24 protein-coding genes are annotated in these 20,914 nt (G+C 68.6%); 9 read left to right on the forward strand and 15 right to left on the reverse strand.

Going from position 1 to position 20,914, the window contains the following annotated elements:
• Window positions 1-68: 68 nt before the first annotated feature.
• A complete protein-coding gene (locus tag SBP02_RS13160; RefSeq protein WP_318642263.1) occupies window positions 69-2,126 on the forward strand; it encodes a S9 family peptidase in 2,058 nt (685 codons plus the stop codon).
• Window positions 2,127-2,239: 113 nt separating this feature from the next.
• Complete coding sequence (locus tag SBP02_RS13165) at window positions 2,240-2,713, forward strand: cyclic nucleotide-binding domain-containing protein (protein WP_318642265.1); 474 nt, start codon at window positions 2,240-2,242, stop codon at window positions 2,711-2,713.
• Here SBP02_RS13165 and SBP02_RS13170 read toward each other — a convergent pair whose 3' ends face one another.
• Complete coding sequence (locus SBP02_RS13170; protein ID WP_318642266.1) at window positions 2,714-3,031, reverse strand: hypothetical protein; 318 nt, start codon at window positions 3,029-3,031, stop codon at window positions 2,714-2,716.
• A 132-nt stretch (window positions 3,032-3,163) separates the two neighbouring features.
• Here SBP02_RS13170 and SBP02_RS13175 point away from each other — a divergent pair, with 132 nt between their 5' ends.
• Window positions 3,164-3,538 carry a YajD family HNH nuclease gene (locus tag SBP02_RS13175; RefSeq protein ID WP_318642268.1) on the forward strand — a complete coding sequence of 125 codons (375 nt, stop codon included), beginning with the start codon at window positions 3,164-3,166 and terminating at the stop codon, window positions 3,536-3,538.
• Window positions 3,539-3,593: 55 nt separating this feature from the next.
• Complete coding sequence (locus SBP02_RS13180; protein ID WP_318642270.1) at window positions 3,594-4,061, forward strand: RNA methyltransferase; 468 nt, start codon at window positions 3,594-3,596, stop codon at window positions 4,059-4,061.
• Window positions 4,062-4,066: 5 nt separating this feature from the next.
• On the opposite strand, the gene SBP02_RS13185 is transcribed toward SBP02_RS13180, so the two are convergent.
• The 6 genes from SBP02_RS13185 to rnd all read right to left on the reverse strand — a co-directional run bounded on the left by SBP02_RS13185 (window position 4,067) and on the right by rnd (window position 9,025).
• Entirely contained in the window at window positions 4,067-4,699 is a 633-nt protein-coding gene (locus tag SBP02_RS13185; protein ID WP_318642272.1) for a LysE family translocator, read from the reverse strand.
• 49 nt (window positions 4,700-4,748) lie between these two features.
• Window positions 4,749-5,975, reverse strand: a complete 1,227-nt coding sequence (locus SBP02_RS13190) for a hypothetical protein (protein WP_318642280.1) — start codon at window positions 5,973-5,975, stop codon at window positions 4,749-4,751.
• Between the two features lie 130 nt (window positions 5,976-6,105).
• Window positions 6,106-6,555 carry a YcgN family cysteine cluster protein gene (locus tag SBP02_RS13195; RefSeq protein ID WP_255839139.1) on the reverse strand — a complete coding sequence of 150 codons (450 nt, stop codon included), beginning with the start codon at window positions 6,553-6,555 and terminating at the stop codon, window positions 6,106-6,108.
• Between the two features lie 87 nt (window positions 6,556-6,642).
• The gene (locus SBP02_RS13200; RefSeq protein WP_318642285.1) at window positions 6,643-7,575 is read right to left on the reverse strand and encodes a D-2-hydroxyacid dehydrogenase; all 933 of its coding nucleotides are present in this window, start codon (window positions 7,573-7,575) and stop codon (window positions 6,643-6,645) included.
• A 26-nt stretch (window positions 7,576-7,601) separates the two neighbouring features.
• Window positions 7,602-7,895 (reverse strand): YcgL domain-containing protein, encoded by a 294-nt coding sequence (locus tag SBP02_RS13205; protein WP_318642287.1) that lies wholly within the window; start codon window positions 7,893-7,895, stop codon window positions 7,602-7,604.
• Window positions 7,892-9,025, reverse strand: a complete 1,134-nt coding sequence (gene rnd / locus SBP02_RS13210; protein WP_318642289.1) for a ribonuclease D — start codon at window positions 9,023-9,025, stop codon at window positions 7,892-7,894. Before rnd ends, SBP02_RS13205 begins: the two co-directional genes overlap by 4 nt.
• A gap of 151 nt (window positions 9,026-9,176) precedes the next feature.
• Here rnd and SBP02_RS13215 point away from each other — a divergent pair, with 151 nt between their 5' ends.
• Complete coding sequence (locus SBP02_RS13215; RefSeq protein ID WP_318642291.1) at window positions 9,177-10,238, forward strand: SMP-30/gluconolactonase/LRE family protein; 1,062 nt, start codon at window positions 9,177-9,179, stop codon at window positions 10,236-10,238.
• Between the two features lie 39 nt (window positions 10,239-10,277).
• Here the strand turns inward: SBP02_RS13215 and SBP02_RS13220 are convergent, their stop codons facing one another.
• From SBP02_RS13220 to SBP02_RS13230, 3 genes are all read right to left on the reverse strand, one after another.
• Complete coding sequence (locus SBP02_RS13220) at window positions 10,278-10,961, reverse strand: spermidine synthase (protein ID WP_318642293.1); 684 nt, start codon at window positions 10,959-10,961, stop codon at window positions 10,278-10,280.
• A gap of 54 nt (window positions 10,962-11,015) precedes the next feature.
• On the reverse strand, window positions 11,016-11,732 hold the full coding sequence (locus tag SBP02_RS13225; protein WP_318642295.1) for a ZIP family metal transporter: 717 nt from the start codon (window positions 11,730-11,732) through the stop codon (window positions 11,016-11,018).
• A 93-nt stretch (window positions 11,733-11,825) separates the two neighbouring features.
• A complete protein-coding gene (locus SBP02_RS13230) occupies window positions 11,826-12,155 on the reverse strand; it encodes a rhodanese-like domain-containing protein (protein WP_318642298.1) in 330 nt (109 codons plus the stop codon).
• A gap of 181 nt (window positions 12,156-12,336) precedes the next feature.
• Here SBP02_RS13230 and SBP02_RS13235 point away from each other — a divergent pair, with 181 nt between their 5' ends.
• From SBP02_RS13235 to SBP02_RS13245, 3 genes are all read left to right on the forward strand, one after another.
• Window positions 12,337-13,191, forward strand: a complete 855-nt coding sequence (locus SBP02_RS13235) for a sulfurtransferase (protein ID WP_318642300.1) — start codon at window positions 12,337-12,339, stop codon at window positions 13,189-13,191.
• 252 nt (window positions 13,192-13,443) lie between these two features.
• Window positions 13,444-13,923 carry a hypothetical protein gene (locus SBP02_RS13240; RefSeq protein WP_318642302.1) on the forward strand — a complete coding sequence of 160 codons (480 nt, stop codon included), beginning with the start codon at window positions 13,444-13,446 and terminating at the stop codon, window positions 13,921-13,923.
• 156 nt (window positions 13,924-14,079) lie between these two features.
• Window positions 14,080-14,697: a response regulator transcription factor gene (locus SBP02_RS13245; protein WP_318642304.1), complete on the forward strand. Its 618-nt coding sequence runs from the start codon at window positions 14,080-14,082 to the stop codon at window positions 14,695-14,697.
• A 19-nt stretch (window positions 14,698-14,716) separates the two neighbouring features.
• On the opposite strand, the gene SBP02_RS13250 is transcribed toward SBP02_RS13245, so the two are convergent.
• The 5 genes from SBP02_RS13250 to SBP02_RS13270 all read right to left on the reverse strand — a co-directional run bounded on the left by SBP02_RS13250 (window position 14,717) and on the right by SBP02_RS13270 (window position 19,999).
• The gene (locus SBP02_RS13250) at window positions 14,717-16,489 is read right to left on the reverse strand and encodes a hybrid sensor histidine kinase/response regulator (protein ID WP_318642306.1); all 1,773 of its coding nucleotides are present in this window, start codon (window positions 16,487-16,489) and stop codon (window positions 14,717-14,719) included.
• A gap of 18 nt (window positions 16,490-16,507) precedes the next feature.
• Window positions 16,508-17,578, reverse strand: a complete 1,071-nt coding sequence (locus SBP02_RS13255; protein ID WP_318642308.1) for a lipase secretion chaperone — start codon at window positions 17,576-17,578, stop codon at window positions 16,508-16,510.
• A 51-nt stretch (window positions 17,579-17,629) separates the two neighbouring features.
• A complete protein-coding gene (locus tag SBP02_RS13260) occupies window positions 17,630-18,556 on the reverse strand; it encodes an esterase/lipase family protein (protein WP_318642310.1) in 927 nt (308 codons plus the stop codon).
• A 121-nt stretch (window positions 18,557-18,677) separates the two neighbouring features.
• Window positions 18,678-18,803, reverse strand: coding sequence for a hypothetical protein (locus SBP02_RS13265; protein WP_318646398.1), 126 nt, complete (start codon window positions 18,801-18,803; stop codon window positions 18,678-18,680).
• Window positions 18,800-19,999 carry an MFS transporter gene (locus SBP02_RS13270; protein WP_318642312.1) on the reverse strand — a complete coding sequence of 400 codons (1,200 nt, stop codon included), beginning with the start codon at window positions 19,997-19,999 and terminating at the stop codon, window positions 18,800-18,802. The genes SBP02_RS13265 and SBP02_RS13270 overlap by 4 nt, the downstream gene beginning before the upstream one ends.
• A 328-nt stretch (window positions 20,000-20,327) precedes the next feature.
• Here SBP02_RS13270 and SBP02_RS13275 point away from each other — a divergent pair, with 328 nt between their 5' ends.
• Window positions 20,328-20,888 carry a nucleotidyltransferase family protein gene (locus SBP02_RS13275; protein WP_318642314.1) on the forward strand — a complete coding sequence of 187 codons (561 nt, stop codon included), beginning with the start codon at window positions 20,328-20,330 and terminating at the stop codon, window positions 20,886-20,888.
• Window positions 20,889-20,914 lie beyond the last annotated feature (26 nt).

A 20,914-nucleotide genomic window follows, 5' to 3' on the forward strand; every position in this document is an offset into this window, starting at 1 on the left:
TTATGATAGCGGCTTTTACCCGCCCCGGCGCCCCCGCCGTGGCCCCTAGCTGATTCCGGAGTAGCCGCATGTCGCACGCCCCCATCGCCCGCACCGAACCCGGCGCCGACCCCTACCGCTGGCTGGAGCAACGCGATGCCGCCGAGGTACTCGAGCATCTCCAGGCCGAGAATGCCTACCTGGAGGCCCAGCTGGCCGAGCAGGGCGAGCTGCGCGAGGCGCTGTTCCAGGAGATCAAGGGGCGCATCCGCGAGACCGACCTGTCGCTGCCCTCGCCCTGGGGGCCCTACCTCTATTACCAGCGCACCACCGCCGGCGACGAATACCCGCGGCACTATCGCTGCCCGCGGCCGAGCGACGACTCGCTGCAGATCGACGAGCGTGCCGAACAGCTGCTGCTGGACCCCAACGAGCTGGCGGGCGGCGGCTACCTGTCGCTCGGCGCCTTCAGTGTCAGCCCCGATCACCGGCGCCTGGCCTACAGCCTGGACACCAGCGGCGACGAGACCTACCGACTGTTCGTCAAGGAGCTGGACGACGGCAGCGTGCGCGAGCTGCCGTTCGCCGACTGCGACGGCAGCATGACCTGGGCCAACGACAGCCAGACCCTGTTCTTCGGCGAGCTGGACGAGACCCACCGGCCGCACAAGCTGTATCGCCACCGCCTCGGTGACGCCGGCGCCGAGCTGGTGTTCCACGAGCGCGACGGGCGCTTCTTCCTGACCTGCTACCGCAGCAGCTCCGAGCGCCAGCTGGTGCTGCTGCTGGGCAGCAAGACCACCAGCGAGGCCTGGGTGCTGGACGCCGACACCCCCGAGCAGGCCTTTCGCTGCCTGGCCCTGCGCGAGGAGGGCCACGAGTATTACCCCGACCATGGCCAGCTCGACGGCCACTGGACCTGGCTGATCCGCAGCAACCAGGCCGGCATCAACTTCGCCCTCTACTACGCCCATGCCGCCATCGACCCGGAGCGGGCGCCGACCCGCGAACACTGGCATCAACTGCGCGCGCACGACCCGCAGGTGATGCTCGAGGGCGTCGGCCTGAACCGCCGCGCACTCATCCTCAGCCTGCGCGAGGGCGGCCTGCCGATCATCGAGGTGCATCCCCAGGGACAACCCGCCTACCGGGTGCAACTGCCGGATGCGGCCTACAGCCTGCACGTGCAGGATCATCTGGAGTTCGACAGCCCGGCGATTCGCCTGCGCTACGAGGCGCTCAACCGCCCAGCGCAGATCCGCCAACTGGCCCTGGCCAGCGGCGAGCAGACGGTGCTCAAGGAGACCCCGGTGGAGGGCCCGTTCGACGCCGATGCCTATGTCAGCCAGCGCCTGTGGGCCACGGCGGCGGACGGCACGGCGGTGCCCATCAGCCTGGTGGCCCGCCGCGAGGTGCTCCAAGCCGGTCAACCCGCCCCGCTCTACCTCTATGGCTATGGCGCCTACGGCGAGAGCCTCGATCCCTGGTTCTCCCACGCCCGCCTGAGCCTTCTGGAGCGTGGCTTCGTCTTCGCCATCGCCCACGTGCGCGGCGGCGGCGAGCTGGGCGAGGCCTGGTACCGCGCCGGCAAGCTGGAGCACAAGCACAACAGCTTCGACGACTTCATCGCGGTGGCCGAGCACCTGATCGCCAGCGGCTACACCCGCCCCGAGCGGCTGGCCATCAGCGGCGGCAGCGCCGGCGGCCTGCTGATCGGCGCGGTGCTCAACCTGCGTCCCGAGCTGTTCGCCGCGGCCATCGCCGAGGTGCCCTTCGTCGATGTGCTCAACACCATGCAGAACCCCGACCTGCCGCTGACCGTCACCGAATACGACGAGTGGGGCGATCCCCATGAGGCCGAGGTGTTCGAGCGGATCAAGGGCTACGCACCCTATGAGAACGTCGGGGCCCAGGCCTACCCGGCGATACTCGCGGTGGCCGGCTACAACGACAGCCGCGTGCAGTACTGGGAGGCGGCCAAATGGGTGGCCAAACTGCGCGCCCACAAGACCGACGAGCACCTGCTGCTGCTCAAAACCGACCTCGACGCGGGCCATGGCGGCATGAGCGGGCGCTACCAGGCGCTGCGCGACGTGGCCCTGGAGTATGCTTTCCTGTTCAAGGTGCTCGGGGTGACCGGTGCCTGAATGCGCGCCCGGTCACAGCTTGTGGCGGACGGCCGTTGGCAATCGGTTGCCGGGCCGCTAACGTCGAGCCTGCACCCGCCCTTTCTTTCTTGCCGGACAGCCCCAGAGTTCCCATGCCCGACAACTCCCACCTGATCGATGAGATCCGCGACATGCTGCTGGACTGCGGCATGTTCCACAGCCTGCTGCCGGCCGAACTGCTCAACGCCGCCGGCTACTTCAACATCGGCCAGTACGAACCGGACGCCGTCATCTGCAACGAGGGCGATGCCGGCACCTTCATGTGCATCATCCACTTCGGCGCGGTGTCGATCCGCAAGACCAACTCCAGCGGCGAAACCGTCGAGCTGGCCAAGCTGCGCAAGGGCCGCGCCTTCGGCGAGATGGCCGTGCTGGATGGCGAGCGACGCTCGGCCAGCTGTGTGGCCGTCAGCGACTGTACCCTGCTGGTACTGGCCAAGGACTCGCTGGAAAAGATGCTGCAGGAGGCGCCCAAATCGGCCGCCAAGATCATCCGCGCCATCGCCGTGGCCATGTCCAAACGCCTGCGCATGGTCGACGGGCAGATGGTCGAGCAGCAGCTCTGATCAGTCGCCCAGGCGCTGGCTGTTGCGCCGTAGTTGCTGCTCCAGCAGCGGCAACTCGGCGTCTCTGGGGGGCGGCGGAGCCGGCTGTGGGTTGAGCGGACCACCCCGGTTGCCCGTGCCGTCGATGAGCAGCGGCAGATTGTGCGGGGCCGTGCCGGAAAGACTGCGCGGCTGTGGCTGACTGAAGGGTTGTGGCGTGGCGGTGCCGGGCGAGCCGGCGGGACGCTGCTGGGGAGTCGACAACGGGTAGCTCTGCGCCGCCAGCGCAGTGGCCCACGACGCCACCAGCCATGACAAAGCCAGAACGAGCATGCGCATCGGCGGCCTCCTTCGGCGGGACTCGATCTTTGGGCCGCGCCTGCCTGCAAAAGTGCCCCGCGCCCGGTTCTCGGCGACAGCCGGCAGGACTAAACTGCAAGCAAGCCCCCGAACCGCACGATGGAACAGACCATGAGCACGGAAAAATCCCCTTCGCCCACCGCCAAGCTCGACCGCATCCTCGCCGAGGCCCAGCGCAGTCGCGAGGAAGGCTACCGGGACAAGGCCCTGAAGATGTACCCCCACGTCTGCGGGCGTTGCGGCCGCGAGTTCTCCGGCAAGCGCCTGAGCGAGCTGACGGTGCACCACCGCGACCACAACCACGACAACAACCCCCAGGACGGTTCCAACTGGGAGCTGCTGTGCCTGTACTGCCACGACAACGAACACTCGCGCTACACCGACCAGCAGTATTTCAGCGAAGGCTCCACCGCCAGCCCCCAGGGCCCCAAGGCGACCCACAAGGCCTTCGCCGACCTCGCCGCGCTGCTGAAGAACAAAGAATAGGCCGGCCCGCCCTGCGCCCCTTTATACTGGCGCCCTTTGCCCGAGGGGTCAGTACGTGGCGAACAAGAGATACAGCTGCATCGGTCTGTTCAACCCCAAGTCGCCGGAGAACGTCGGCGCGGTGATGCGCGCCGCCGGCTGTTACGGGGTCAGCTCGGTGTTCTACACCGGCACACGCTATGAGCGCGCCCGCGACTTCGTCACCGACACCAAACAGGTCCACCTGGACATCCCGCTGATCGCCATCGACGACCTGCAGAAGATCATCCCCCTGGGTTGCACCCCTGTCGCCGTGGAACTAGTGGAGGGCGCCCGGCCGCTGCCCGAGTACACCCACCCGGATCGGGCGTTCTATATCTTCGGTCCGGAAGACGGCTCGCTGGACAAGCGCATCCGCGCCTGGTGCGAAGATGTGGTGTACGTGCCGACCAACGGCTGCATGAACCTCGCCGCCACGGTCAACGTGGTGCTCTACGACCGCCTGGCCAAGGGCAACAACACCCGATCCGGGCCGCAGTACTAGGGGCTTCAGCCGCGCCGCTCGGTCAGTGCCAGGCCGATGCCCATGGCCATGATCAACACCCCGGCGCCGCTCTGCTGCCAGCGGCGCCAGGCCGGGCGATTGCCCAGGCGACTGCCGAAGTGCCCGCACAGCAGCGCCACCCCGGCATTGACCAGGGTGCCGCACAGGCTGAAGAACAGGCCGAGCAGGAGCATCTGCCAGACGAAATTCGGCGAGTCGGGCCGAGCGAACTGGGGCAGGAAGGCGAGGAAGAACAGCGCCACCTTGGGGTTGAACAGGTTCACCAGCACGCCCTGGCAGAACACCCGAGACAAGCTGGCCGGGGCCAACGCCTGACCGGGGGACTCGCGCCAGGCCGCACGCACCAGCTGCACCCCCAGCCAGATCAGGTAGAGCACCCCGGCCCACTTCACCAGGCTGAAGGCCAGGGCCGACATCAGCAACAGGGCCGACAGGCCGAAGGCCGCCGCCAGGGCATGCACCAGGCAGCCGACGCCTATGCCCAGGCCCGATACCAGCCCGGCCGAGGTGCCCTGGGCACTGGCGCGCGAGGCGATATACAGCATGTCCGGCCCCGGCGTCAGGTTCAGCGCCAGGGTGGCGACGAGAAAAAGACCGAAGTGCTCGATGCCCAGCATGGTTCGACTCCCTTAAACGCTCCGCGGGTGGATGAGGCCGCGCCGCCGGTCAGCGCAGCAGCCGGGTGTCCAGCACCTCGGACGGGGCGCCCATGACGCTCTCGCTGATGTCGATCAGGTCCTGGGTGCTGACCTTGTCCAGGCGCATCAGGCCACGGGTCACGTCGTCCAGGGAGCGCGGCTGGCTGTCCTGGGTGGCCTGGCGTATCTCGCGATCCAGCTCCTGCAGCAGCAACACCGCACGGGCGGTCACCGGGCCGGTGGAACGCTTGCCGCGCAGGCTCTTGACCGGCTTGCTCCACTTGCTCAGTTGCTGGCGAATCTTCTGGTAGCGCTCCTCGCTCAGGCCGCCGGCGCGGCGCATGATCTCGATGGCGTAGTACTCGGCCAGGCCCTCGACCACCCAGTCGCTGCGATCGCGCTGGCTGATGCGGCTGAATACGTGCACCAGTTCGTGCACCAGGGAACTGGTGCCGTTCTCGCTGACCAGCGGGCGATCGGCGTGCATGTAGTAGGAATTGGTCGCCGACAGGCCGCCGCGCCACATCGGGTCGCCGGCGCCGACGATCAGCAGCTTGGCCGGGTCCCGCGGGAACACCGCCTGCATCTGCGGCCAGACGAAGGTCAGCAGGGTGAGGATGTCCATCCGCCGCATGCCCTCGCCGACCGGCGCCGCCACCGTCACCTCGGTCTCGCCGAGCTTGGCCCGGCGCGTGCCGATCTTGCCAGCGACTATCCAGCCCGTGGGCCGGTCGAACTTGCGCAGCGGGTTGTCGATGCGGAACCTGTTCTTGCCGATGCGCGGCCAGCCGGTCTCCACCCCGCGCCAGCCCTTGGGCAGGTCGAACTGCAGGCGCGCGACCAGCTCGGTGTTGTCCTCCTGGCGCAGCCGGGCGCTGGGCACCAGGTCGTCGCCGCGCAGCAGTGCCCAGTCGGGCGTCATGCGCGCATCATAGTGCTCGCCATTGCGCAGATGGCTGACGCGCACCCGGTAGCTCAGCTTCGCCCGGCCCTTGGCCGGCTGCCACAGCCCCCGCCCGGGGCTGTCCTGGGTCCACTGGCCATCGGCGGCGAAGTCCGAGTAGGCGCCCTCCTCGCCCAGGTCGAAATCCAGACCGAGCACCCGCTCGCCTTTCTCCAGGGTCAGGCTGACCTCGGCCTGGTCGCTGTCCGGCAGGAATCTCACCCGGTAGTCCAGATCGACCCGTTGGGCCGCCCACAGCGGGACGGCGAGCAGCGACAGGGCGACGGACAGCAGGGTGCGACGAATCGTCATGGGGGACATTTCCTTGGCAAGAGAGGCGGATCGATACAGAGACCGGGTCTGGGTCGAACGACTTCCGGGTCGGCGACCGCTACGCTTGCACAAAGCCGGCGGCACTGCAACGGCGTCGGGCGCCGTGGGCCTAGCCGGCGCGGAAGATCAGGTGCTCTTCCCAATCGTCCTCGGCCACGCTGTTCTCGCTGAGCATGCGGCCGGCCTGGGAGATGCGCTCGACATGCACCGCCTGCGGATCGCCACAGACCAGGTGGTGCCACAGCGGCAGGTCCTTGCCCTCGCTGACCAGGCGGTAGGCGCAGGTCGGCGGCAGCCACTGGAACTGATCGGCCTGGGCCGGGGTGAGCTGGATGCAGTCGGGCACGAAGCGCGCACGATTGGCGTAGTCGGTGCAGCGGCAGCTGTCGAGGTCGAGCAACTTGCAGGCGATACGCGTGTAATAGACGCTGCCGTCGTCCTCGTCCTCGAGCTTCTGCAGGCAGCACAGGCCGCAGCCGTCGCACAACGACTCCCACTCGTCCTGATCGAGCTGGGCGAGGGTCTTGCGTTTCCAGAAGGGTTCGACTTTGGCGGCCATGGCGGGCAATGGGGTGCGGAGAAAAGGGGGCGGCAGTCTAGCGTGGCCCCCGCCTGCGGCCAAGGACGCGGTGCCGAATGGCACCCGCTAGTAACCGCGGGCGAAATCCACCTGACCGCGCAGCACCTGGCCGCTGCGCCAGCGCGCCAGGTTGTCGAGAAACAGCCGCGCCATCAACGGCGGCTCGGTCGGCGCCGAACTGTGGCCGGTGAGCAGCAGGCGCGGCGCGGTCCAGAACGGGTGGCCGGGCGGCAGGGGCTCCTGGCGACAGACGTCGATCACCGCGGCGGCCAGCCGCCCCTGTTCCAGGGCCGCGACCAGATCGGCATCGACCACCGCCACCCCGCGCCCGGCGTTGATCAGCACGGCGCTGGGCTTGAGCCGGGCCAGCAGCGCCACATCGTAGATATCCCGGGTCGCCGGGGTATCCGGCAGCAGGTTGACCAGGTAATCGGCCTCGGCGGCCAGGTGCGGCAGCGCGTCCATGCCGGCCACTTCGACAAAGGGTGCCTGCGCCCGCGCCCGGCTGGCGACGCCGAACAGTTCGACGCCGAAGGGGGCGAGGAACTGCGCCACGCTCTGGCCGATGTCGCCGCAACCGACGATCAGTACCCGACGGCCGGCCAGGCTGCGCGGCAGGCTGTTGTCCCAGCGCTGCTCGACCTGGGCGGCCAGGCGCGCGAACAGCCGGCGCTCGTGGGCCAGCAGGTGGCCCAGCACATACTCGGCCATCACCTGGCCGAAGATGCCCACGGCGCGGCTCAGCCGGTAGTCGCGCGGCAGGTCCGGCGCCAACAAGGGGGTGATGCCGGCCCAGGTCGACTGCAGCCACTGCGGCTTGTGGCCCTGGGCCAGCAAGGCAGCGAGCAGGTCGGGCTGCCCCAACCACAGGGGACACTCGGCCGCCCAGCGCGCCAGCTCGGCGGGGTCGGCGCTGCCGCGAATTTCCAGCTGTGGCGCGGTCTGGCGCAGCAGTTCGGCGTAGGTGGCGTGGGCGGCTTCGGCGATCAGCAGGGGCATGGCAAGGGCTCCTCGGCCAATGGCACTCAGATCGGGTCGTTACGACGCAGCAACTCTTCCGGCAGGTGCTCGATGTATTCCTCCTCGGCCGGCGGCATCTGCAGGTGGAAACCCTGCTGCTCGAGGTTGTCGAGCACCTTGTGGATGTCCTCGCGGGCCAGCTGGCGCTCCGGGCTCAGCACCAGGTCGAAGGCATGGGCGGGCGGACCGAAGGCCGCCAGCAGGCTCTCGGGCACGCGCGCCAGGGCGTCGCTTTTCAGCACGTAGAGGTACATCTCGTTCTTGCGTGGGCTTTTGTAGATCGAGCAGATGCGCTTCACGCGGGGTCTCCTTCGGCGGCCAGGCAGTCGAGCAGGGCCTGGCCCATCAATTCGCGGCGCCAGCCGCGCAGGGCGTCCGGCAGTTCATAGGGGCCATCGGGGTAGCCGCTTTTCAGCAGCGCTTCGAGGATTTTCTTGCGCAGCATCAGCTCCGGGGCGATGTCCAGGCGCTCGGCCTGGCGCTGGCCGATGGCGCGCAACTTCTTCAGCAGGCCCGAGGCCTCCACCGGCAAGGGCTCGGGCAGCGCCTCGGGCCAGGCGGCCGGCGGCGTGGCGGCGGCCTCCTCGATCAGCTGCAGCAGGGTCTCGCCATCCTGGCGCACGGTCTTGGGGTGCATGTCCTCGATCCGCGCCAGGGCCACCAGGTTGTCCGGCTGAGTGCGGGCCAGCGGCCACAGCGAATGCTCGCGGATGATGCGGTTGCGCGGCTGGTTGCGCGCCCGCGCCTCGCGCTCGCGCCAGGCGCACAGCACGCGCAGCACCGCCAGCTGCTGACGGGACAGTTTCCAGGCCAGCTTGGCCTCGCGGTAGAGCTCGTCCGGATCGGTTTCACGGCGCAGGTTGGCCACCAGCTCGGCGCCGTCTTCCAGCACCCAGGCGTTCTTCTGCGGCGACAGGCGCTGTTGCAGCGCGGCGTAGATCTCCGCCAGGTGCAGCACATCCTCGGCGGCATAGCTGATCTGGGTGTCCGACAGCGGCCGCTGCAGCCAGTCGGAGCGGGTCTCGCCCTTGGGCAGTTCGATGTTCAGCACCGCCTGCACCAGGCGCGAATAGCCCATGGAGAAGCCCAGGTTGAGGTAGCCGGCGGCCAGCTGGGTGTCGAACAGCGGCGTCGGCAGGCTGCCGGTCAGGCGCTGGAAGACCTCCAGGTCCTCGCTGCAGGCGTGCAGCACCTTGACCACGCCCGGGTCCGCCAGCAGGGCGGCGAAGGGTTGCCAGTCGGCGATCTGCAAAGGGTCGATCAGGTAGGCCCGCTCGCCCGTGCCGACCTGCAGCAGGCCGGCGATCGGGTAGAAGGTGTCGACCCGCATGAACTCGGTGTCCAGGGCCACGAAGGGCAATGCCCGCCAGTCGGCGCAGTGCCGGGCCAGGCTGGCGTCGTCAAGAATCCAGTGAATATCGATAGCCACGCGGCACTCCCGTCAAGAATGTCGCGCAGTATATATCGCCCTCGCCCTTTGCCGGGCATCGGGGCCGGCAAAGAGGGCACGCGCGCTGCGCGATCTGTGTAATCTGTCGCCCCCGCGCCACCCGCCCTCTTCAGCACAAGGAATGACCACGATGAAGAAACTGCTTGGCCTGCTCGCCCTGGCAATCGCCGCCGGCGCCGCCTACCTGGCCGTCACCCCAAGTCCCATCGAGCCGCTGGCCTGGCAGGCACCGCCGGCCCCGGCCATGACCGGCGTGCTGGAGCCGAACGACACCCTGATGAAGGCCGAGCTGATCGCCAAGGGCCAGCTGCCGGGGCCGGAGGACAGCGCCTTGGACGCCCAGGGCCGGCTCTACAGCGGCCTGCAGGACGGGCGCATCGTGCGCATCGACGCCGACGGCGCCGTGGCGACCTTCGTCGACACCGGCGGCCGCCCGCTGGGCATGGACTTCGATGCGGCCGGCAATCTGATAGTCGCCGACGCCTACAAGGGCCTGCTGGCCATCGACCCGCAGGGGCGCATCGAGGTGCTGAGCACCGAGGCCGCCGGGGTGCCCTTCAAGTTCACCGACGACCTGGCGATCGCCCGCGACGGCCGCATCTACTTCAGCGACGCCTCCTCGCGCTTCGAGCAGCCGGATTACCTGCTCGACCTGCTCGAGGCCCGCCCCCATGGCCGCCTGCTGCGCTACGACCCGCGGACCAAGACGACCGAGGTGCTGCTCGAGGGCCTGTACTTCGCCAACGGCGTGGCGCTGTCGGCGGAGGAGGACTTCGTGCTGGTCAACGAGACCTACCGCTACCGCATCACTCGCTACTGGCTCGCGGGCGACCAGGCCGGCACCGCGGACACCTTCATCGACAACCTGCCGGGCCTGCCGGACAACCTGGAGGGCGACGGCGCCGGGCTGTTCTGGGTCGCCCTGCCGACGCCGCGCAAGGCCGACGCCGACCTGCTGCACCGCCACCCCTGGTTCAAGGCGCAGCTGGCCAAGCTGCCCCGGGCGCTGTGGCCCAAGGCGATTCCCTATGGCCTGGTCGTCGCGATCGATGAACAGGGCGAGATCGTCCGCAGCCTGCACGACACCAGCGGCAGCCACCTGCGCATGATCACCTCGGCCAAGCCGGTGGGCGATTACCTGTACCTCGGCAGCCTGGACAACGACCGCATCGGCAAGCTGCGGATTCGCTGAGACTCGCCGCGCCAGGGCCCGCTTGCGACGAACGCGCCCCTAGCCGAGCTTCTCGGCGATCCACAGGGTGTGGCGGGTGCCGCGGTTGCCGTGGGCATACACCTGCACCTCCTCCACCTTGAAGCCGGCCCGGCGCACCCGCTCGCCGAACGGGCGGTCGGCGCTGGCCGACCACACCGCCAGCCGGCCCTTGGGCCGCAGCGCCCGGTGACAGTGGCGCAACCCCTCGGCCGAATACAACCAGCCGTTGCCCTTCTGGGTCAGCCCTTCGGGACCGTTGTCGACGTCCAGCATGATCGCGTCGAAGGCCTGATTGGCGGTCTTGAGCAGCTTGGCGACATCCTCCTGCACCACCCGGGTGCGCGGGTCCAACAGCGGGTAGCCGGCCTTGGCCCCCAGCGGCCCACGGTTCCACGCCACCACCCCGGGCACCAGCTCGGCCACCGTCACCTCGGCATCGGCGCCCAGGTGCTGCAGCGCCGCGGCCAGGGTGAAGCCCATGCCCAAGCCGCCGATCAGCGCCCGCACCTGTGGGCTGCTCGCCACCTGCTTGCAGGGAATCGCCGCCAAGGCATCCTCGGAGCCGTGCATGCGCGTGTTCATCAACTGACCGCCATCGCCGCCGGCGATCTTGATCACGAAGTCCTCGCCGTATTCGAACAGGCACAACGCGCCGGCGTTGTCGGGAATTTCAACCGTATCCAGCAGTACGAAGCGCTTCATGACTCTCTCTTGGCTGGGGGAATGGGAGGAGCGCGCACGATACAGCAGACTGACTCAAGCCACAGTCGCCATGTGCCCAATAATCCCCAGCACGAAGCCCAGCAAGGCGCCCAGGGACGGAGCCCAGTGCTTGTCCAGCTTGGCCTGCGGGGCGATGTCCTGAAAAACCGAATAGAGAATGCCGCCGGCGGCGAACAGCATGATCGCCGCCACCAATACGGGGCTGTCGGCCAACCACAGGTAGCCGCTCACCCCCGCCAACGGGCCGAGCAGCGCCATGGCGGCGAAGGTCAGGATGATCTGCCGGCGACTGTACGCAGTCGCATCGCTCAGCTCTCGGTAAGCATTGAAACCCTCCGGCAGGTTCTGCAGCGCCATCAGCAACGCCAGCAGCACGGCGCCCTCGCCGCCGAAGGCAAAGGCCGCGCCCAGGGCCAGGGACTCAGGAATGAAGTCGGCAAGCATCGCCAGCAACTGGCTGGCCGAAGTGCGCAGCCGGAACATCAGGACGTCCACGCCCATAAAGGCCGCGCCACCCGCAGAAAAATACAGCACCACCCACCCTGGGCTGAGGTCGTCGATCGCCTCCGGTACCAGCACCAGGGCGACCGCCGCCAACAAGGCGCCACCGCCGAAGGCCATCACGCCGTGGCGAAACTCCTCCTCCAGCCAGCCCGGGCTGATCCGTCCGACACTGGCCAGTGCCGCACCGCAGGGCATGGCCATGCCGGCCAGCAAGGTAAAGAGCACGACTGTCAGCAACTGCGGCACAGACACCTCTATCGCTAAACCATGGACAACCTAGTGGCGGGCGGAAATCGGCGAAGCGCGGGCCAGCCAGTCTGGCCGCGCCCAGCAACGGGACTATTCAGACAACGTCACAGTGGCCCCACCTTCAGCCTTCCACTGCTCGATGCCGCCGCGCAGGTAGCAGGCGCGCAGCCCCTGGTCGGCCAGATACGCGGCGACGCCCTGGCTGACCTCATGGCCGTGCACGCAGTACACCACCACATCCCGCCCGCCGGGTAGGGTCCCGGCCCAGGCCGCGACGGCCTCGGGCAGGCGCCGCAACGCGCCGGGAATGACCTGCGGGCTGCCGATGAACGCCGGCTGCCGGCGCACGTCGCACAGCAACGGCGGCTCGGAAGATGCCAACCGGGCCTGCAATTCGGCGACCGACATGGCCTCAACCATCGGCGCTCTTCCCCCGGCGAACAGGATCGAATAGGGCTGCCGGACTGTGCATATGGCCTCCTCTGCTGGTCGCGCCGACATGTGCGCGACAGGCCAATCCCAGCCTAGCCCAAGTACTTTTCCTGTGCCTCGGCCCCGGGTTTATCATGCCCCTGACCCCATTGGCCACAGGATGCCCGCCATGCCCCTCGCCCAGTTGATCACGCCCGCGGCACTCGCCCTGCGCCTGGAACAGCCCGACCTGCTGATCCTCGACTGCCGCTTCGCCCTCGAAGACCCGAGCTATGGCCTGCGCAGCTACGCCGCCGGGCATATCCCCGGTGCCCAGTTCGCCGACCTGGAACAGGATCTCTCCGGTCCGGTGCACCAGGGCGTCACCGGCCGCCATCCGCTGCCGGAACCCCAGGTCCTGCTGGAACGGCTGCGCCAATGGGGCCTGAACCAGGGCAGCGAGGTGGTGCTGTACGACGACGGTCCCGGCGCCTTCGCCGCCCGCGCCTGGTGGCTGCTGGCCTGGCTGGGCAAGCGCGACGGCGTCTACCTGCTCGACGGCGGCCTCAAGGCCTGGCACAAAGCCGGCCTGGGCCTGAGTCACGAGCAGCCGAGCCCGGCCCGCGGCGACTTCAGCTGCGCGCCGGACCAGGGCCTGCTGGTCAGCGCCGCCCAGCTGCAACAGCGCCTCGGCAGCAGCGACCTGACCCTGCTCGACGCCCGTGCCTTGCCGCGCTTTCGCGGCGAGGTGGAACCGCTGGACCCGGTGGCCGGACACATTCCCGGGGCCCGCTGTGCGGCCTTTACCGACAACCTGGACAGCGACGGCCACTTCCTCCCCGCCGAGCAGCTGCGCCAGCGCTTCGCCGCGCAGCTGGGGTCGCGCCCGGCCGACGAGCTGGTGGCCTACTGCGGCTCCGGCGTCACCGCCTGCCACAACCTGTTCGCCCTGTGCCTCGCCGGCTACCCGCTGGCAAGCCTCTACGCCGGCTCCTGGAGCGAATGGATCACCGACCCGAGCCGTCCCGTGGCGAGCGGAGACTGATAGGCAACAGGCACGCAACGTGAGCCTGCGGTGACGTGGCGCTCTATGCCACTAGCAACCCCGGCTAAGCACCAAGCGGAATATGGGCAATAACCGAAAGCTGAAAACAATTTAAAAACAGCCCTTTACAGCTCAAAGGTCGCACTAGACTTGAAGATGAGCGGCTAACCACCGCTTCCGGTGGGGTCTTTAGAGAACAAGCAGAAGCTGCCACGCGCCACGGCCCCACCGGCCATCTTTCGCGAGGGCTTTATGGGAATCGCCGCCTGCGAGTTGTGCCAGCATGTCATCCGCCCCACCCTGGTCTACCTGGGGCGCCACTCAGTTTCCGCCGAAGCCCTGCTGCTGGGCGCCGCCGCCAGCCAATCGGGCCTCGGCAGCGCCCTCGACGACCGCCGTGGCCACGGTCTGTACCGCATCACCGAATGCCGCCATCAAGGCTTGTGGGATCTGCATCTGGCTCAAGACCCGGACCTGGCCAGCCAGGTGCGCGGTCTGGCCAGCCAGCATGCCTTTCTCGCCGCCCCGCACCTGGAACTGACGGTCAACCTGCGCTATGCCACCGCCATCGCCTGGCTGTTGATCGAGGTGGAGCACCTCGTCCTGCCCGCGGCGGACGACCTGCTCGGCCTGGCCCAGGTCTGGCGCCGGGTGTTTCAACCCAACGGCCAGCCCGGGGCCTTCATCGAGGCATGGCAGCGCTGCGTCGGCAACGTCAGCCGGGTCGCCTGATCCCCGCGATGCTCGCCGCACGACCTTAGCCCGGTGACGCAACGGCTCGCGTCATCGCCTCGCCCGTCAGTGACCCAGCGCTACCTATTCCGCGGCGCGATTGCGTTACACTCGCGCGGCGTCGACAACTACAAGAACAGCCGCGTGGGACACCCCATGACCACAGTCTGCACCGCCCTGCCCGACCAGCTGCGCCTGCTGCTGGTGGACGACCACCGCATCTTCCTCGATGGCCTGAGCCTGGCCCTCGCCCCGCTGTGCCCCGACCTGCGGGTACAGACCGCGCACAATGCCGCCGAGGCCGAGACCTGCCTGAGGCGGCAGGACTTCGACCTGATCCTGCTGGACCTGCGTCTGCCCGACCTGCCCGGCCTCGAGCTGCTGCAGCGTTGGCAACGACAGGGCCGCATGACCCCGGTGGCGATCCTCAGCGCCAGCGATTCCAGCCTGGACGCCCAGGCCGCGCTGGCCGCCGGAGCCCTGGGCTTCATTCCCAAGAGCGCCGACGGCGACGACCTGCGCCGAGCGGTGACCCGCGTACTACTCGGCGAGACGCTGCCAGCGCCCGGCGTTGGCGAGAAGCCGCAGCTCACCCCGCGGCAGCAGGAGATCCTTCTGCTGCTGGCCGACGGCCTGCCGAACAAGGCCATCAGCCGCCACCTCGGAGTGGCCGAGGACACGGTCAAGACTCACCTCAAGGCACTGTTCCAGGAACTGGGCGTGCACACCCGTACCGCCTGCGTCAGCGCGGCACGCCAGCGCGGCTGGCTCTGAAGCGACGCCGGCCGCCGGACTACGCCTGGGCAGCGGCGACAGGCGCGGCGCCCGGCAGCAAGACCGTCAGAACCTGGCGCAGGCGGGCCGGCAACAGCGGTTTGCCGAGCAGAGTGGCGTGGGCCGGAATGCAGCGTTCCTGCAGCTCCGGGCAGACATCGGCGCTGATCAGCAGCGCCGGCACCATCCATCCGCTCGCCTCGCGCAACCGTTCGAGGGCGACCAGACCATCTTCCGCCGCGCCCAGGCGGTAGTCGCTGATCAGCAACTGCGGCCGGGCCTCGTCCAGGCACTGCAGCGCCTGGGGCAGGTCCGCACAGGCCCAGACCTGACACCCCCAACGCCGCAGCAGCCCGGCCAGTGCCTCGCGCCCTGGGCCGTCGTCCTCCAGCAGCAGGATGCGCCCGCCCAGCGCCGCGCCGGCCGCCGCGGCCAGCGGCCTTTGCCCGGACTCGGCCAAGGGCAGGCGCAGGCTGAAACGCGCGCCCTGCCCCGGCGCGGAATCCAGGCGCAGCGGGTGCTCCAGCAGCGTCGCCAGTTGCTGGACGATGGCCAGGCCCAGGCCCAGGCCGTGCTCGGCGTTGCGCCCGGGATTGTCCAGCTGACGGAACTCCTCGAACACCTGGGCCTGTTCCGCCTGGCTCAGGCCACGGCCATCGTCGGCCACCTCCAGCAGCACGGCGCCCGCCTCCTCCCAGGCGCGCAGCCACACCCGCCGCGCCTGGGCATGACGCAGGGCATTGACCAGCAGGTTGCGCAGCACCCGCTCCAACAACAGTGGATCGCTGCGCACCCAGAGCTCGCTGCAGTCCAGCTCCAGCTCGATGCCCTGGGCCCCGGCCTCATCCGCGGTTTCACCACTCAGGCGCTCGAGCAGGGGGCGCAGGGCGAAGGCTTGCGGCTTGACCGGCACGCCCCCCGGCAGGGTCAGGCGGCTGTAGTCCAGCAAAGATTGCAGCAGGCGGCTGAGCTGCTCGACCGAGGTCGCCAGGCGCTCGCAGACCTGGCGAGTGGTCGACTCAAGGCTCTGCTCCAGCAGATGCTGGGCATACAGGCCCATGGCGTTGAGCGGCTGGCGCAGGTCGTGGCTGGCGGCGGCGAGCAGGCGCAGCTTGCGCGCATCGTCGGCCTCGGCGCGCTGGCGCGCCAGGTCGAGCAGCCTCATGTTCAACCAGGCACCACGCTGACCATGCTCCTGCAGATAGGCCCCGCCACTGCCGATCAAATTGGCACAGACCAGAAACAGCCCCTGGTACGCCAGCTCCGGCCCCGCCTCGGTGAGCAGCACACCGAGCAGCAGGTACAGCAGGCAGAAACCCCAGGCCGCCAGGCTGATAGCCCGGAACGACACGCCGAGCAGCACGTAGCCGAACAGCAGGATAAGGAACAGGCCGTCATAGGGCATGGCCTCGCCCTGGGCCGCGCTCAGGTAGATCATCACCACCACGCAAGCGCCGTTGAAGGCATAGGCGCCGGTGTAGGCCAGCTGGGTACCGCCCAAGGCACTCTGCGGACGGCGACAGTAGGCGCAGGCCGCCAGCACGGTGCAGATCCCCAGCAGGCGCAGGGGCAGTATCGACAGGCCCACGTCCAGCGGCATCAGGCTCAGGTCCAGGCCGGCGTAGATCGCCTGGAAGGCGATGGCGATGCCGGCGATCAACCACAGGCGGCGGCGGATGCGCTGCACCCGGTGCTCGACGAACCCTCGCTCCAGGGCCTCGACGAAACGCAGGCGGCCATGGCCGCGGCGCTGTTGCGCCAGCAGCAGACGCTCCTCGGCCTGCAGGCTCATAGACGAGTGCCCCGGAACTCAGGGTGTGGGGCTGGCGCCCTCCTGCTGCTTGGCGGCGATCGCGTCATAGGTGTCCACCCGGTGCTGGTCTTCGGCGTCGAACAGGCGCCGACGCAGGCGTTGGCGCTCACGCTCGCGGTCGGCCGCGCTCAGGCCCTGGCCTTGCAAGCCGGCCAGCTCCTCGCGGTAGGCCCCGTAGCGTTGCTGCCAGGCGCGTTCGCGGCGTTGCTCGGCGAGCAGGCGTTCGACCGTGGGCGGATCATAGGTCATGGCGAGCGACTGCCGCACCTCTTCCTCGCTGGCCCCCGCGCGCCACAAGCGCTCGCTCTCGGCCTGCCGGGCCAGCGCCTGCTGCTGACGCTCCTCGCTGGCGCGCAGGATCTCGGGCAACTGCTCGCGCAAGCGCACCTGCGCCATGGCCTTGGCCGGCTCGCTCAGGTCCTCGCGGGCGAGCAGCGCCAGGTTGTCCAGGGTGTAGCGGGCATAGGCTTCCTCGGCGCCGAACAATGCCTCCACCGCGCCGGCGGAGAAATGCGCGCGACGCAACTGCGCCAGGCTGTCGAACGCCTGACGCAGGGTCGCCAGCTGCACCTGCGGCTCGGTCTGCTGCTGTGCGCTCAACGGCTGTTGCAGCAGCGCCAGGCTGGCGCGCTTGTAGTCCAGGTAATCGCCCAGCAGGCCGACCAACTGGCCCAGCGCCGGCTCCTGCAACCGGCCGCCGGCATCGGCCAGCAGCGCCGCGACCGCCGGCTCCAGGCCCAGCTGGTCGGCGCTGCTGAGGAAATAGTCGAAATAGTCGCGCACGCCCAGGCCGAGCAGCAGGTTACCGCGATTGTCGGTGTGCAGCTGGCCGTCGACCTCGGTGTCGGCCATGGCCGGCACCAGGGGCCGCGGCGTCGGGCCCTGCCGTTCTGCTGCCGCACTCTGCGCCGACAGCGGCGCAGGGACTACGACAACGGGCGTCTCGAGCACAGGAGAAGCATCAGGCGGCGGCAACGGCGCAGCCGGCCATTGCCAGTAGAGCGTCAGGCCGGCTGCGCAGGCGACCAGCGCGAGCGCCGGGAGGATGGAGCGCACAGACAAGGACATGGGGTCTCCAGGTGGCGGACGGCCCGGGGCCGCCCGCTCGTGCGGTAGGAATCAGACGCCCTTGTTCTTCAGCCGGTTGGCGTGCTGGCGATACAGCGAGACCGGGTCGGTCCAGCCGCGAATGCCGAACAGGTGATTGATCGCGTCGGCATGGTTGAGGTGGTAGCTGTCGCCCAGCACCTGGCCCAGGTAGGTCGAGCAGACGCCGACCAGGCCGTCGTTCTTCTCGCCGCCGAAGGCCAGGCCGGTGGTGGCCAGCAGCGGATCGGTGGCATCGAAGATGTTGGTGAAGGCGGTGTTGCCGGTCCAGGAGAAGTAACGGATGTTGTGACCGCGCACGTTGTGCAGCTCGGTGGACTTAGCGCAGTAACTGGCGTTGTTCACGCCCCAGGGGTGACGGCTGTTGAGGGCCGCGGTGCCCGGCGTGGTCAGGGTCTCCAGGGAGGCCAGCGGGTCCTGGCTGTTGTTGCTGCCGGACAGCAGGTTGATGAAGCCGCCCAGCGCCGCGGCGATGGCGGCGGCACCGCCCTCGATGGCGCTGTCCGCCGGCACCACCCCGCGCACCACATCGGCCACCTTCGAGCCTTTGTTGACGCCGTTGACCGAGGTCACCGAGGCCACCAGGTCGGGGCGCAGCGAAGCGGCCACCCGCGAAGTCGGCGAGCCCTGGCTGTGGCCGATCAGGTTGACCTTGCCGCCGTTGGCTGCGGCCCAGGGCTGGATCTGCCGGGCCAGCTCGGCACCGCGCTGCTCGCTGTCGTTGAACGCCGCGACGCTGGCGACATAGACCTTGGCGCCGTCGCGCTCGAGATTCCAGGGAATGGTATGGAAGTAGTTGACCAAGCCACCTAGGTTGCTAAAGCCGGAGATGCCGTGCACCAGCACGATGGGGTACTTGGTCTGGGTGTAGCCGGCTTGGGCCTCGACGGCGCCAGCCAGGGCCAAAGCGGCCATAGCAGAAGTGAAAACGCGACGCATGGGTGCCTCCTTATGGTTCTTGTGGGCACGCCGGGAAACTGCGTCCGGCGTCCCACGAGTCTAGGGAGGTCGAGCAGACGGCCCCATCGCCCAGATGGGTGAGGGCCGTGACCGCTCCGTCCTAGCAGATGCCCACGCCCAGCTGCAGCAGGTCGAGGCCGCCCTGCTGCCAGCCCCACCAGCTCAACGCCAGCAACGCGGCGCCGGCCAGGACCAGGCCGGCCCCCGCCCAGAGCCTGGCGCTCACGCCTCGGCTCCGGCGCCCTGCAGGCGCGCCACCGGCTGCTCGCGCACCGGCCAGTTCAACGCCGCGGCCATCAGGCTGAGGACGATCGCGATCTGCCACACCAGCATGTAGCTGCCGGTCTGGTCGTACAGGTAGCCGCCCAGCCAGCCGCCGAGAAAGGAACCGAGCTGGTGGAAGAGGAAGACGATGCCGCCGAGCATCGACAGATTGCGCACGCCGAACAGGGTCGCCACCGTGCCGTTGGTCAGGGGCACAGTGGACAGCCACAGCAGGCCCATGGCGATGCCGAAGGCATAGGCGCTCCACTGCGTCAGCGGCGTCATGACGAAGGCGGCGATCACCACCGCCCGCGCCAGGTACAGGGCGCTGAGCAGACGCGGCTTGGCCATGCGCCCGCCGAGCCAGCCGGCCGCATAGGTGCCGAACACGTTGAACAGGCCGACCAGCGCCAACACCGTGGTGCCGACCACCGCCGGCAGGTGCTGGTCGACCAGGTAGGCCGGCAAATGCACGCCGATGAACACCACCTGGAAGCCGCAGACGAAGAAGCCCAGCGCCAGCAGCCAGAAGCCGGAGTGGCCGCCGGCCTCGCGCAGCGCCTCCAGCAGGGTCTGTTCGTTGCCCTGTTTGGGCAGCGGCCGGTCCTCGATCATCGCCGCCAGCGGCACGATCAACGCCACCAGCAGGCCCAGGGCGAGCAGCGCCGCCGACCAGCCGAGCCAGCCGATCAGGCCCAGGGTGCCGGGCAGCATGGCGAACTGGCCGAAGGAGCCGGCGGCACTGGCGATGCCCATGGCCATGCTGCGCTTCTCCATCGGCACGGCACGGCCGATGGCGCCGAGGATCACCGAGAAGGAGGTGCCGGACAGGCCCAGGCCGATCAGCAGGCCGGCGCTCAGCGACAGCGACCAGGACGAGTCGGCCAAGCCCATCAGCACCAGGCCGACGGCATAGAGCACCCCGCCGACGACTATGGTGCGCTTGGCGCCCATGCGGTCGGCCAGCGCCCCGGTGAAGGGCTGGGCCAGGCCCCAGATCAGGTTCTGCAGGGCGATGGCGAAGGCGAACACCTCGCGTCCCCAGCCGAACTCGGCGCTCATCGGCGGCAGGAACAGGCCGAAGCCATGGCGAATGCCCAGCGACAGGGCCAGGATCAACGACCCGCCCAGCATGATCCACAAACTTGCCCGCCCCACCGACTTCATCGCTCACCCCTGAAAAGCCCTTGCCGCCGAGCGGCAAAACGCAAGCTTGAGCCTCGCAGGCGGATAAGGCAATCCGCCCCTCACTCCCCCTTGTCACGCCAGGCATTGCCTGGGACCGATCGATGCCACAGCCGGCGCGCGGGCAGTGGCAATGGACGAGGCCGGCTGAGGGTCATCAATGATGACTTGGAACGGCCAGCCACCACTGACTCCCTCCAAGGGCTGCCCCTGAAGCGCAGACTCCACATGATTGCGCAACACCGGAGTTTCCGCTGTTAAGCTTGCGGCCCCATCAAAGTGCTCCCCAGGGATTGGACGCATGACGTCATTGAGCAACCAGCGCGTAGTAGCGCTGGCCATGGAAGACCCCATCAATGCGGCGCTGCTCGAACTGATGGCCCAACTCGACCTTCCAGCCTGCATGTTGACCGCGGGCTGCCTGTTCCAGGCCGTCTGGAACCATCGATCCGGCCTCCCGGCCGGATGGGGCGTGAAGGATTACGACGTCATCTATTTCGACGATGACCTTTCCTGGGAAGCCGAAGATCGGGTGATCCAACGCGTGCGCCAGGCCTGCCGCGGCCTAGAAGCAAACGTCGAAGTCAGGAACCAGGCCCGTGTTCATCTCTGGTACGAAGGTAAGTTCGGCGTAGGTTATCCGCGCCTGCAAGCGGTTACCGAGGGGATAGACCGCTACCTCATCATCGCGACGTGCCTGGGGCTGGATGTCCGCAGTGGCGAGCTATACAGCACTCATGGACTGGACGATCTACAGAGTGGGGTTCTGCGGATCAACCCATTGAACCACCAACCCGAATTGTTCCTGCGCAAGGTGGAAAGTTATCGAGAGCGTTGGCCGTGGTTGACGGTGGCTAGCTAGCCTGAATAACCGCATGGCCCCCGCCC

The organism is Pseudomonas benzenivorans (assembly GCF_033547155.1).
Classification (GTDB): Bacteria; Pseudomonadota; Gammaproteobacteria; order Pseudomonadales; family Pseudomonadaceae; genus Aquipseudomonas; species Aquipseudomonas benzenivorans_B.